This window comes from Streptomyces sp. NPDC052036 (genome assembly GCF_040680495.1).
In the GTDB taxonomy this organism is placed as follows: domain Bacteria; phylum Actinomycetota; class Actinomycetes; order Streptomycetales; family Streptomycetaceae; genus Streptomyces.
In genome coordinates this window covers 1-12,136 of the sequence record NZ_JBFAWW010000022.1, presented here as the reverse complement: position 1 = coordinate 12,136, position 12,136 = coordinate 1, and the positions used below count along the sequence as shown (strand labels likewise).

General features: G+C 70.1%; 11 protein-coding genes. 1 reads left to right on the top strand and 10 read right to left on the bottom strand.

Going from position 1 to position 12,136, the window contains the following annotated elements; genetic code table 11:
• Positions 1-37 precede the first annotated feature (37 nt).
• From gmk to pyrR, 10 genes are all read right to left on the bottom strand, one after another.
• The gene (gene gmk, locus AB0L95_RS26990) at positions 38-595 is read right to left on the bottom strand and encodes a guanylate kinase (protein WP_365165501.1); all 558 of its coding nucleotides are present in this window, start codon (positions 593-595) and stop codon (positions 38-40) included.
• Between the two features lie 37 nt (positions 596-632).
• Complete coding sequence (locus AB0L95_RS26985; RefSeq protein ID WP_103844829.1) at positions 633-956, bottom strand: integration host factor; 324 nt, start codon at positions 954-956, stop codon at positions 633-635.
• 275 nt (positions 957-1,231) lie between these two features.
• Positions 1,232-2,119, bottom strand: coding sequence for an orotidine-5'-phosphate decarboxylase (gene pyrF / locus AB0L95_RS26980; RefSeq protein WP_365165498.1), 888 nt, complete (start codon positions 2,117-2,119; stop codon positions 1,232-1,234).
• Entirely contained in the window at positions 2,116-3,222 is a 1,107-nt protein-coding gene (locus AB0L95_RS26975) for a quinone-dependent dihydroorotate dehydrogenase (protein WP_365165496.1), read from the bottom strand. The genes pyrF and AB0L95_RS26975 overlap by 4 nt, the downstream gene beginning before the upstream one ends.
• Positions 3,223-3,279: 57 nt before the next feature.
• Positions 3,280-6,588 (bottom strand): carbamoyl-phosphate synthase large subunit, encoded by a 3,309-nt coding sequence (gene carB, locus AB0L95_RS26970; RefSeq protein ID WP_365165494.1) that lies wholly within the window; start codon positions 6,586-6,588, stop codon positions 3,280-3,282.
• Positions 6,581-7,723, bottom strand: coding sequence for a glutamine-hydrolyzing carbamoyl-phosphate synthase small subunit (gene carA / locus AB0L95_RS26965; RefSeq protein WP_365165492.1), 1,143 nt, complete (start codon positions 7,721-7,723; stop codon positions 6,581-6,583). Before carA ends, carB begins: the two co-directional genes overlap by 8 nt.
• The gene (locus tag AB0L95_RS26960) at positions 7,720-8,337 is read right to left on the bottom strand and encodes a hypothetical protein (RefSeq protein ID WP_365165490.1); all 618 of its coding nucleotides are present in this window, start codon (positions 8,335-8,337) and stop codon (positions 7,720-7,722) included. The genes carA and AB0L95_RS26960 overlap by 4 nt, the downstream gene beginning before the upstream one ends.
• Complete coding sequence (locus AB0L95_RS26955; RefSeq protein WP_365165488.1) at positions 8,334-9,620, bottom strand: dihydroorotase; 1,287 nt, start codon at positions 9,618-9,620, stop codon at positions 8,334-8,336. The genes AB0L95_RS26960 and AB0L95_RS26955 overlap by 4 nt, the downstream gene beginning before the upstream one ends.
• A gap of 5 nt (positions 9,621-9,625) precedes the next feature.
• Positions 9,626-10,621: an aspartate carbamoyltransferase catalytic subunit gene (locus AB0L95_RS26950; protein ID WP_365165486.1), complete on the bottom strand. Its 996-nt coding sequence runs from the start codon at positions 10,619-10,621 to the stop codon at positions 9,626-9,628.
• A gap of 103 nt (positions 10,622-10,724) precedes the next feature.
• Positions 10,725-11,297 carry a bifunctional pyr operon transcriptional regulator/uracil phosphoribosyltransferase PyrR gene (gene pyrR, locus AB0L95_RS26945; RefSeq protein WP_365165484.1) on the bottom strand — a complete coding sequence of 191 codons (573 nt, stop codon included), beginning with the start codon at positions 11,295-11,297 and terminating at the stop codon, positions 10,725-10,727.
• Positions 11,298-11,538: 241 nt separating this feature from the next.
• Here pyrR and bldD point away from each other — a divergent pair, with 241 nt between their 5' ends.
• Positions 11,539-12,042 carry a transcriptional regulator BldD gene (gene bldD, locus AB0L95_RS26940; RefSeq protein ID WP_311696017.1) on the top strand — a complete coding sequence of 168 codons (504 nt, stop codon included), beginning with the start codon at positions 11,539-11,541 and terminating at the stop codon, positions 12,040-12,042.
• Positions 12,043-12,136 lie beyond the last annotated feature (94 nt).

Below are 12,136 nucleotides of genomic sequence, written 5' to 3'. Positions count from 1 at the left end.
AAGATGGGAAAGATCAGACCTGGTCACACAACCCTGATCACACAACGTTTATCAAGGTTAGCAGCTCGCGCGCCACATCCTCGACCGAGGTGTTGACCAGCGTCTCGTCGAACTCGGGCTCGGCCGCCAGTTCGATCTTGGCCGCCTCCAGACGGCGCTCGATCACCTCGGGCGGCTCCGTACCGCGTCCGGTGAGCCTGCGCACCAGCTCCTCCCAGGAGGGCGGAGCCAGGAACACGAGCTGCGCCTCCGGCATGGACTCACGGACCTGCCGGGCGCCCTGGAGGTCGATCTCCAGCAGCACCGGCACGCCGGACTCCAGATGCTCCAGCACGGCCGCACGCGGCGTGCCGTAGCGGTTGCCGGCGAACTCGGCCCACTCCAGCAGCTCGCCGTTGGCGATCAGCTTGTCCATCTCGTCGTCGGTGACGAAGAAGTAGTGGACACCGTGCCGCTCACCGGGGCGAGGCTTGCGGGTCGTCGCCGACACCGAGAGCCAGACCTCGGGGTGTTCCTTGCGCATATGAGCGACGACCGTGCTCTTGCCGACCCCCGAGGGGCCGGAGAGCACGGTCAGCCGCGGACGTTCACTCATGCAGCGATTATTCCAGCATTCCCGGAGTGCACCGGACTCAGCTGGCGGTGCCGCCGAACTCGCGCTCCAGGGAGGCGATCTGGTTGGAACCGAGGCCACGCACACGGCGGCTCTCGGAGATCCCGAGACGCTCCATGATCTGCTTGGCGCGGACCTTGCCCACGCCCGGCAGGGACTCGAGGAGGGCGGAGACCTTCATCTTGCCGATGACGTCGTTTTCCTGGCCCTGCTTGATGACCTCGTGCAGGGAGGCGCCGGAGTGCTTGAGTCGATTCTTGACCTCGGCCCGCTCCCGGCGAGCCGCGGCGGCCTTTTCGAGCGCGGCTGCGCGCTGTTCAGGGGTAAGGGGCGGAAGAGCCACGCCTACGTCACCTCGGATGTCGAACTGTCGGATACGGACCGGTGAGGAACCTAGTCGCCCCACACCTGGGGAGCCACGAGCAACACGCTTGCCCGTTCTCTCGTCGGAGACTAGCGGGCAAGTCCGCCAGAGTCAGCGAGAACAGCGGAAAAGTCCTGGTCAGCCTCTGTCGAGCCAGACTTTTCGGACATACTGCCCGGGATTTGAGGATGTATTCAGACTCAGGCGGCTCCGCGAGCATGTCCCGGAGGGCTCCCGCGACCACCCCGGAAGGTCTAGCCGGCCGCCACCGCGACCCGGATCTCCTCCGCGAAGCGTTCCGCGGCGTCACGGAGCGCGACCACGTCGGGACCGTGCCGCAGCACTCCCCGGCTCACGTTCGGCACGACGTTGCGCACGGCCTTGCCGAAGACCCGGGGAAGGTCGGCCGGGGCGGCTCCCTGGGCGCCGATGCCGGGCGCGAGGAGGGGGCCTCCCATGTCGAGGTCGTACGACGACAGATCGCCGAGCGTGGCGCCCACGACGGCCCCGAAGGAGCCGAGGGGCTCCTCCCCCGCGTTCTCGGCCGCTAGGTGGGCGAGCATCGTCGCGCCCACGTTCCGGCCGTCGGAGCGCACGGCGTGCTGCACCTCACCGCCCTCGGGGTTCGAGGTCAGCGCCAGCACGAAGAGCCCGGTGCCGCTCTCCCGCGCGAGGTCCACGGCCGGCTTGAGCGAGCCGTAGCCCAGATAGGGCGAGACCGTCAGCGCGTCGGAGAACAGCGGAGCGTCCTCACGGAGGAAGGACTCGGCGTACGCGGCCATGGTCGAACCGATGTCGCCGCGCTTGGCGTCCATGACGACCAGTGCCCCGGCCGCCCGCGCCTCCTCGACCGCCTTCTCCAGGACGGCGACCCCGCGCGACCCGAAACGCTCGAAGAAGGCGCTCTGCGGCTTGAGGACGGCGACGCGCTCGGCCATCGCCTCCACCACCGTGCGGCTGAACCGCTCCAGACCGGCCACATCGTCGTTCAGGCCCCACTGGGCCAGCAGCGAGGCGTGCGGGTCGATGCCGACGCACAGCGGGCCCCGCATGTCCATGGCACGGCGCAGACGCGTGCCGAAGGGTTCCGCAGAAGGTCGCGGCGGCCCGGAGGGGTGGTCGGGTGACGGGTGGGCGGTCATGCGGACTTCCTCACATCGGCGCCGACCGCGTCGGCGAGGGTGGCGTACGGGCTGGTGCGCAGACGTGCCGCGAGCCCCTTGTGGAGGGCGCGGCCCCAGGAGGGCCCCTCGTAGATGAAGGCGCTGTAGCCCTGCACCAGCGTGGCACCGGCCAGAATCCGCTGCCAGGCGTCCTCGGCGCTCTCGATGCCGCCCACGCCCACCAGGGCGATGCGGTCGCCCACGCGCGCGTACAGGCGGCGCAGCACCTCCAGAGAGCGTGTTCTCAGCGGCGCGCCGGACAGTCCGCCGGTCTCCTTCACCAGGGCGGGGTCGGAGGTCAGTCCGAGCCCCTCACGCGCGATGGTGGTGTTGGTGGCGATGATCCCGTCCAGGCCCAGTTCCACCGCGAGGTCGGCGACGGCGTCGACGTCCTCGTCGGCGAGGTCCGGGGCGATCTTCACCAGCAGCGGGACGCGCCGGGTGGTGACCGTACGGTCGGCGGCCTCGCGGACCGCGCTCAGCAGCGGGCGCAGCGCCTCGGTGGCCTGCAGATTGCGCAGACCGGGGGTGTTCGGCGAGGAGACGTTGACGACCAGGTAGTCGGCGTACGGCGCGAGCCGCTCGGCCGACTTCACATAGTCCGCGACGGCCTCCGCCTCGGGTACGACCTTGGTCTTGCCGATGTTGACGCCCACGACGGTCCGGAAGACGGGCGTACGGGAGGCCAGGCGGGCGGCTACGGCGAGCGAGCCCTCGTTGTTGAAGCCCATGCGGTTGATCAGTGCCCGGTCACCGACGAGCCGGAACAGCCGCTTCTTGGGGTTGCCCGGCTGCGGTTCCCCGGTCACCGTGCCGATCTCGACGTGGTCGAAGCCCATCATCGCCATGCCGTCGACAGCGAGGGCGTTCTTGTCGAAGCCGGCGGCGAGCCCGATCGGGCCGTGCATGCGCAGCCCGAACGCCTCGGTGCGCAGCTCCTTGTACCGGGGAGCGAGAACGGCGGCGGCGAAGGTGCGCAGCACCGGGATGCGCACGGCGCGGCGGATCCAGCGGAAGGCCAGGTGGTGGGCCTGTTCCGGGTCCATCCGGGAGAAAACCAGCCGGAAGAAAAACTTGTACATGTCCCTGTGTCCTCACGAAGAGGGGGACACCGTTTCCGATGTCCCCCTCAAGGGCTGCTAGTCGCGGGCCGCGGTCAGGTGTTCCGCGTGTTCCTGGAGCGAGCGGACACTCACGTCTCCGCGGTTGAGGGCGTCGATGCCCTGGACGGCGGCGGCGAGCGCCTGGACCGTCGTCAGGCAGGGCACGGAGCGGGCCACCGCGGCCGTGCGGATCTCGTAGCCGTCGAGGCGGCCACCGGTGCCGTAGGGAGTGTTGACGATGAGGTCGACCTCGCCGTCGTGGATGAGCTGGACGATGGTCTTCTCACCGTTCGGGCCGGTGCCCTCGGACTGCTTGCGCACGACGGTGACGTTGATGCCGTTGCGCTTGAGCACCTCGGCCGTGCCGGAGGTGGCGAGCAGCTCGAAGCCGTGGGCCACCAGCTCCCGCGCCGGGAAGATCATCGACCGCTTGTCCCGGTTGGCGACCGAGATGAAGGCGCGGCCCTTGGTCGGCAGCGGGCCGTAGGCGCCCGCCTGCGACTTGGCGTACGCCGTGCCGAAGACGGAGTCGATGCCCATGACCTCGCCGGTGGAGCGCATCTCCGGACCGAGGACCGTGTCCACGCCCCGTCCGTGGATGTCGCGGAACCGCGACCACGGCAGCACGGCCTCCTTGACCGAGATCGGCGCGTCCAGCGGCAGCTCGCCGCCGTCGCCGTTCCTCGGCAGCAGGCCCTCCTCGCGCAGCTGCGCGACGGTGGCGCCCAGCGAGATGCGCGCGGCGGCCTTGGCCAGCGGCACCGCGGTCGCCTTCGAGGTGAAGGGAACGGTGCGGGAGGCGCGCGGGTTGGCCTCGAGGACGTAGAGGATGTCACCCGCCATCGCGAACTGGATGTTGATCAGTCCGCGCACCCCGACGCCCCGCGCGATGGCCTCCGTGGAGGCGCGCAGCCGCTTGATGTCGAAGCCGCCCAGCGTGATCGGCGGCAGCGCGCACGCTGAGTCGCCGGAGTGGATGCCGGCCTCCTCGATGTGCTCCATCACACCGCCGAGGTACAGCTCCTCGCCGTCGTACAGGGCGTCGACGTCGATCTCGATCGCGTCGTCGAGGAAGCGGTCGACGAGCACCGGCCGGGACGGGCTGATCTCGGTCGACTCGGCGATGTACGACGCGAGCCGGGTCTCGTCGTAGACGATCTCCATGCCGCGTCCGCCGAGGACGTACGAGGGCCTGACGAGGACCGGGTAGCCGATCTCGTCCGCGATCGCCTTGGCCTCCCCGAACGTGGTGGCCGTGCCGTGCTTGGGGGCCGGCAGCCCGGCCTCGGCGAGCACGCGCCCGAACGCGCCGCGGTCCTCGGCGGCGTGGATCGCCTCGGGCGAGGTCCCCACGATCGGCACGCCGTTGTCCTTCAGCGCCTGGGCCAGGCCCAGCGGGGTCTGGCCGCCGAGCTGGACCACGACCCCCGCGACCGGGCCGGCCTGCTGCTCGGCGTGGACGATCTCCAGCACGTCCTCGAGCGTCAGCGGCTCGAAGTACAGGCGGTCGGAGGTGTCGTAGTCCGTGGAGACCGTCTCGGGGTTGCAGTTGACCATCACGGTCTCGTACCCGGCGTCGCTGAGCGCGAAGGAGGCGTGGACGCAGGAGTAGTCGAACTCGATGCCCTGGCCGATGCGGTTGGGACCGGAGCCCAGGATGATGACCGCCGGCTTCTCGCGCGGCGCGACCTCGCTCTCCTCGTCGTAGGAGGAGTAGAAGTACGGCGTCTTCGCGGCGAACTCGGCGGCGCAGGTGTCCACCGTCTTGTAGACCGGGCGTACGCCCAGCGCGTGCCGGACCTCGCGCACGACGTCCTCGCGCAGGCCCCGGATCTCGGCGATCTGCTGGTCGGAGAAGCCGTGCCGCTTGGCCTCGGCCAGCAGCTCGGCGTCCAGTCGCTCGGCGGCGGCCAGCTCGTCCGCGAGCTCCTTGATGAGGAAGAGCTGGTCGACGAACCAGGGGTCGATCCTGGTCGCCTCGAAGACCTCCTCCTGGGTGGCGCCCGCGCGGATCGCCTCCATGACGGTGTTGATGCGGCCGTCCGTGGGGCGGGCGGCCTCGCGCAGCAGGGTCGCCTTGTCGCCGGTCTCGCCCGTGAAGGCGAACTGGCTGCCCTTCCTCTCCAGGGAGCGCAGCGCCTTCTGGAACGCCTCGGTGAAGTTGCGGCCGATCGCCATCGCCTCGCCGACCGACTTCATGGTCGTGGTGAGCGTGGAGTCGGCGGAGGGGAACTTCTCGAAGGCGAACCGTGGCGCCTTGACGACCACGTAGTCGAGGGTCGGCTCGAAGGAGGCCGGGGTCTCCTGCGTGATGTCGTTCGGGATCTCGTCGAGGGTGTAGCCGACGGCGAGCCTGGCGGCGATCTTGGCGATGGGGAAGCCGGTGGCCTTGGAGGCGAGGGCGGACGAGCGCGAGACGCGCGGGTTCATCTCGATGACGATCACCCGACCGTCCTCGGGGTTCACCGCGAACTGGATGTTGCAGCCGCCCGTGTCCACGCCGACCTCGCGGATGACGGCGATGCCGATGTCGCGCAGGATCTGGTACTCGCGGTCGGTCAGGGTCATCGCCGGGGCGACGGTGATCGAGTCACCGGTGTGCACGCCCATCGGGTCGAAGTTCTCGATGGAGCAGACGACCACGACGTTGTCGTTCTTGTCGCGCATCAGCTCCAGCTCGTACTCCTTCCAGCCGAGGATGGACTCCTCCAGGAGCACCTCGGTGGTCGGCGACAGGGTGAGGCCCTGGCCCGCGATGCGGCGCAGCTCGTCCTCGTCGTGGGCGAAGCCGGACCCGGCGCCGCCCATGGTGAAGGAGGGGCGGACGACGACCGGGTAGCCGCCGAGCTCCTCGACGCCGGCCAGCACCTCGTCCATGGAGTGGCAGATCACCGACCGGGCGGACTCACCGTGCCCGATCTTCTGCCGGACCGCCTCGACGACCTCCTTGAACTGGTCGCGGTCCTCGCCCTTGTGGATGGCCACGACGTTGGCGCCGATCAGTTCCACGCCGTACTTGTCCAGGACACCGTTCTCGTGCAGCGCGATGGCGGTGTTGAGGGCCGTCTGACCGCCCAGGGTGGGCAGCAGGGCGTCGGGGCGCTCCTTGGCGATGATCTTCTCGACGAAGTCCGGGGTGATCGGCTCGACGTAGGTGGCGTCCGCGATCTCCGGGTCGGTCATGATCGTCGCCGGGTTCGAGTTCACCAGGATGACCCGCAGGCCCTCGGACTTCAGGACCCGGCACGCCTGGGTGCCGGAGTAGTCGAACTCGGCGGCCTGGCCGATGACGATCGGGCCGGAGCCGATGACCAGGACGGACTGGATATCGGTGCGCTTAGGCACGCTGGCCCTCCATCAGGGATACGAAGCGGTCGAACAGGTAGGCGGCATCGTGCGGTCCCGCGGCGGCTTCGGGGTGGTACTGGACGCTGAAGGCCGGCTGGTCGAGCAGCTGGAGGCCCTCCACCACGTTGTCGTTGAGGCAGACGTGGGAGACCTCGGCGCGGCCGTAGGGGGTGTCGGACACCTTGTCGAGCGGGGCGTCGACGGCGAAGCCGTGGTTGTGCGCGGTGACCTCGACCTTGCCGGTCGTACGGTCCTGCACCGGCTGGTTGATGCCGCGGTGGCCGTACTTCAGCTTGTAGGTGCCGAAGCCGAGCGCACGGCCGAGGATCTGGTTGCCGAAGCAGATCCCGAACAGGGGCGTCCTCCGCTCCAGGACGGCCTGCATGACGGCGACGGGGCGGTCGGCGGTGGCGGGGTCGCCGGGGCCGTTGGAGAAGAACACGCCGTCCGGGTTCACCGCGAACACGTCCTCGGCGGTCGCCGTCGCGGGCAGCACATGCACCTCGATGCCGCGCTCGGCCATGCGGTGCGGGGTCATGCCCTTGATGCCGAGGTCGATCGCGGCGACGGTGAACCGCTTCTCGCCGATCGCGGGGACGACGTAGGCCTCCTCGGTGGCGACCTCGGCGGAGAGGTCCGCGCCCACCATCTCGGGGGCCTGGCGGACCTCGGCGAGCATCGTGCCCTCGTCGGGCAGCGCGTGGCCGGAGAAGATGCCGACACGCATGGCGCCGCGCTCGCGCAGATGGCGGGTGAGCGCGCGAGTGTCGATACCGCAGATGCCGACCACGCCCTGGTGGCGCAGCTCCTCGTCCAGCGAGCGCTTGGCGCGCCAGTTGGAGGGCACGCGCGCGGGGTCGCGCACCACGTAGCCCGCGACCCAGATCCGCTGGGACTCGGGGTCCTCGTCGTTGACACCCGTGTTGCCGATGTGGGGGGCGGTCATCACGACGACCTGGCGGTGGTAGGACGGGTCGGTGAGGGTCTCCTGGTAGCCGGTCATGCCGGTGGAGAACACGGCCTCGCCGAAGGTCACCCCCACGGCCCCGTAGGCACGGCCGCGGAAGATCCGGCCGTCCTCCAGGACGAGTACGGCGGGAGTCCTGGCGGCTCCCTTGGTGGAGGTCGTCATCGTGCGCCTTCCGTCTTGTCGATCATGTGGTTCAGGGCGTCGACCCAGTCGTTGTGCTCGGCCGCGCGGTCGGAGCGGAACCCGGAGTCGAGCAGCTTGCCGCCGTGCTCCCAGGTCACGACCAGCAGTCCGCCCTCGGTGAGCACCTTGCCCGCGATGCCCTTGTCGAGCCGGGCCCCGCGCAGCTGCTCGGCGGGGACGAAGAAGTCGGTCGCGCCGGGGCGTACGACGTCGAGTCCGGCGTCCGTCAGCGTGAGCTCGACCAGGCTGCGGGTACCCAGGCCGTGGGCCACGATGCGGTCCAGCCACTGTCCGGCGGTCGTGGAGCCGTGGTAGCGGCCGCTCATGCTCAGTCTCGCCGGGCCGGGCTCCTCGGGCATTCCGGGCTGCGCCGGCGTGACGCCTCCGTCGAGGGTGGTGGCGGTGGACGACGGGCGGGCGGGCAGCTCCGGCAGGTCGCTCTGGAGAGTGCCGCGCCACTTCCAGCCCTCGCGCATCAGCCAGTAGACGAGCGCGACGAACAGGGCGAGCCCCACGAGCCAGCCGATACGAGCGGACCAGTCGGTCACTTCCGCCGATTTCTTCTCGGCGGCGAGCAGGATGTCCAGAGTCACGCGAGCTTCCCGTCCACGAGGGTGGCCTTGCCCCGGAGCCAGGTGTGGGTGACACGGCCCGGCAGCTCACGGCCCTCGTACGGGGTGTTGCGGCTGCGCGAGGCGAAGCCCGCGGGGTCCACCTGCCCAAGGTAGGCGGTGTCGACGAGGGTGAGGTTGGCGGGCTCACCCGCCGAGACGGGGCGGCCGTGGCCCGTGGCCCGGCCGATCGTCGCGGGCTTGACGGACATACGGTCGGCGACCCCGGCCCAGTCGAGCAGCCCGGTGTCGACCATCGTCTCCTGCACCACGGACAGCGCCGTCTCCAGGCCCACCATGCCCATGGCGGCGGCGGCCCACTCGCAGTCCTTGTCCTCGTGCGGATGGGGGGCGTGGTCGGTGGCGACGATGTCGATCGTGCCGTCGGCGAGCGCCTCGCGCAGCGCCATGACGTCGCGCTCGGTGCGCAGCGGCGGGTTGACCTTGTAGACCGGGTTGTAGCTGCGCACCAGCTCGTCGGTGAGGAGCAGATGGTGCGGGGTGACCTCGGCGGTGACGTCGATGCCGCGGGACTTGGCCCAGCGCACGATCTCGACGGACCCGGCGGTCGACAGATGGCAGATGTGCACGCGCGAGCCGACGTGGTCGGCGAGCAGCACGTCCCGGGCGATGATCGACTCCTCGGCGACCGCGGGCCAGCCGCCGAGCCCCAGTTCCGCGGACACGACGCCCTCGTTCATCTGTGCGCCCTCGGTGAGCCGAGGCTCCTGTGCGTGCTGGGCGACCACCCCGCCGAAGGCCTTCACGTACTCCAGCGCCCGGCGCATGATCACCGCGTCGTCGACGCACTTGCCGTCGTCGGAGAAGACGGTGACGCCGGCCGCCGACTCGTGCATGGCGCCCAGCTCGGCGAGTTTCTTGCCCTCCAGGCCGACGGTGACGGCACCGATGGGGTGGACGTCGCAGTAGCCGTGTTCCCGGCCGAGGCGCCACACCTGCTCGACGACGCCGGCGGTGTCGGCGACCGGGAAGGTGTTGGCCATGGCGAACACGGCCGTGTAACCGCCGCTCGCGGCGGCCCGGGTCCCGGTCAGGACGGTCTCGGAGTCCTCGCGGCCGGGCTCGCGGAGGTGGGTGTGCAGATCGACGAGGCCCGGCAGCAGCACCTTGCCGTCGGCCTCGACGACCTGTGCGCCCTCGGCGGACAGTCCCGTGCCGACCGCCTCGATGATCTCGCCGTCGATCAGGACGTCCTGCGGCTCACCGCCGAGCACCTTCGCACCACGGATCAGGATCTTGCTCATCTGTCTTACTTCTCCTCGGTACGGGTGTCGGGCTGGGCGGAGGTGTTCCGGGAATCGAATACAGCCCCGCCGAGCAGCAGGTACAGGACGGCCATCCGGATCGAGACACCGTTGGCCACCTGCTCGACGGCGGTGCAGCGCCCGGAGTCGGCGACCTCGGCGGTGATCTCCATGCCGCGGACCATCGGGCCGGGGTGCATGACGATGGCGTGTTCGGGCATCCTCGCCATCCGGTCGCCGTCCAGGCCGTAGCGCCGGGCGTACTCGCGCTCGGTGGGGAAGAAGGCGGCGTTCATGCGCTCGCGCTGGACGCGCAGCATCATCACCGCGTCCGACTTGGGCAGCGTGCTGTCGAGGTCGTAGGAGATCTCGCAGGGCCAGGAGCCGACACCGACGGGCAGCAGGGTGGGCGGGGCGACCAGGGTGACCTGGGCGCCCAGGGTGTGCAGCAGGTCGACGTTGGAGCGGGCGACCCGGCTGTGCAGCACGTCTCCGACGATGGTGATGCGCTTGCCGGCCAGGTCGTGGCCCAGTCCCGCGTCCCGGCCCACCAGGCGGCGGCGCATGGTGAAGGCGTCGAGCAGGGCCTGGGTGGGGTGCTGGTGGGTGCCGTCCCCGGCGTTGATCACGGCGGCGTCGATCCAGCCGGAGTTGGCCAGGCGGTAGGGGGCTCCGGAGGCGCCGTGCCGGATGACGACGGCGTCGACACCCATCGCCTCCAGGGTCTGGGCGGTGTCCTTGAGGGACTCGCCCTTGGACACGCTGGATCCCTTGGCGGAGAAGTTGATCACGTCCGCGGACAGCCGCTTCTCGGCGGCCTCGAAGGAGATCCGGGTGCGGGTGGAGTCCTCGAAGAAGAGGTTGACGACGGTGCGGCCGCGCAGGGTCGGCAGTTTTTTGATCGGCCGGTCCGCGACCCGGGCCATCTCCTCGGCGGTGTCGAGGATCAGGACGGCGTCGTCACGGGTGAGGTCGGCGGCCGAGATGAGATGGCGCTGCATCTGTCAGGCTCCGTAAGGAAGTTCATCAATCGGGAGGATTCGGGCAGGCGCGGGCGCGCGGAGACGCACTGGCGGACGTACGGCAGGGCTGTACGCCGGAGTGCTACTGCTGTGCGCCCGCCACGGTCTGCTTCACCCCGAGCAGCACGGTGTCCCGACCGTCCTCCTCGGTGAGCTGGACCTTGACCGTCTCCCGCAGCGACGTGGGGAGGTTCTTGCCGACGTAGTCGGCGCGGATCGGGAGCTCGCGGTGGCCGCGGTCGACGAGGACCGCGAGCTGGACCGCGCGCGGGCGGCCGATGTCGTTCAGGGCGTCGAGGGCGGCGCGGATGGTGCGGCCGGAAAAGAGCACGTCGTCGACGAGCACGACGAGCCGGTCGTCGAGCCCGTCCCCGGGGATCTCCGTGCGGGCCAGGGCACGCGGGGGCTGCAACCGCAGATCGTCGCGGTACATGGTGATGTCGAGGGAGCCGACCGGGATCGTACGGCCGGTGATCTGCTCGAGCTTGACGGCGAGCCGACGGGCGAGAAAGACGCCCCGGGTCGGGATGCCGAGGAGCACCACGTCTTCGGCGCCCTTGGCGCGCTCGACGATCTCGTGGGCGATACGGGTCAGTACCCGCGCGATGTCAGGACCCTCGAGAACGGGTCGCGCATCGGAATGCTGGGTGTCCATACGAAACGGACCTCCTTCTCCGCCTCACGGGACGGACCTTAAAGGACGTCGGAATTGCGCCATACAGGCTACCAGGCCGCCGGGGGCGTTCGATCACCCCCCCGGCGTCCGCGTGTCACCCGTCCGGCGTCACCGCACGTCGCCGCTCACGGACGGGTCGGTGCGGACCGTTCGGCTTGACGGGGAAGAGTCACGCTGCGTAACCTCACAGTGAGTCACCAGCCTTCGTCCGGGGAGCTATATGTCCAGCGAATACGCCAAACAGCTCGGGGCCAAGCTCCGGGCCATCCGCACCCAGCAGGGCCTTTCCCTCCACGGTGTGGAGGAGAAGTCCCAGGGACGCTGGAAGGCGGTCGTGGTCGGGTCGTACGAGCGCGGAGACCGCGCCGTCACCGTGCAGCGCCTCGCCGAGCTGGCGGATTTCTACGGGGTTCCGGTTCAGGAACTGCTGCCCGGCACCACTCCGGGCGGTGCCGCCGAGCCGCCGCCGAAGCTCGTTCTGGACCTGGAGCGCCTGGCCGGCGTGCCGGCCGAGAAGGCGGGCCCGCTGCAGCGGTATGCGGCGACGATCCAGTCCCAGCGCGGTGACTACAACGGCAAGGTGCTGTCGATCCGCCAGGACGACCTGCGCACCCTCGCGGTGATCTACGACCAGTCGCCCTCGGTGCTGACCGAGCAGCTGATCAGCTGGGGCGTCCTGGACGCGGACGCGCGCCGTGCGGTGGCGTCCCACGAGGAGAGCTGACCTCCCTCCCGCCTCCATGGAGACGGCCCTCAGCGCCGGCGAGGACATCATCGAGCGACAGCGCCTGCAACTGCTCGAAGTGGCCACCCCCGTC

Excerpts from the sequence above, each read along its gene's own strand:
- gmk (WP_365165501.1), bottom strand. The coding sequence starts at position 595 with ATGAGTGAACGTCCGCGGCTGACCGTGCTCTCCGGCCCCTCGGGGGTC.
- pyrF (WP_365165498.1), bottom strand. The coding sequence starts at position 2,119 with ATGACCGCCCACCCGTCACCCGACCACCCCTCCGGGCCGCCGCGACCT.
- AB0L95_RS26975 (WP_365165496.1), bottom strand. The coding sequence starts at position 3,222 with ATGTACAAGTTTTTCTTCCGGCTGGTTTTCTCCCGGATGGACCCGGAA.
- carA (WP_365165492.1), bottom strand. The coding sequence starts at position 7,723 with ATGACGACCTCCACCAAGGGAGCCGCCAGGACTCCCGCCGTACTCGTC.
- AB0L95_RS26955 (WP_365165488.1), bottom strand. The coding sequence starts at position 9,620 with ATGAGCAAGATCCTGATCCGTGGTGCGAAGGTGCTCGGCGGTGAGCCG.
- AB0L95_RS26950 (WP_365165486.1), bottom strand. The coding sequence starts at position 10,621 with ATGCAGCGCCATCTCATCTCGGCCGCCGACCTCACCCGTGACGACGCC.
- pyrR (WP_365165484.1), bottom strand. The coding sequence starts at position 11,297 with ATGGACACCCAGCATTCCGATGCGCGACCCGTTCTCGAGGGTCCTGAC.
- bldD (WP_311696017.1), top strand. The coding sequence starts at position 11,539 with ATGTCCAGCGAATACGCCAAACAGCTCGGGGCCAAGCTCCGGGCCATC.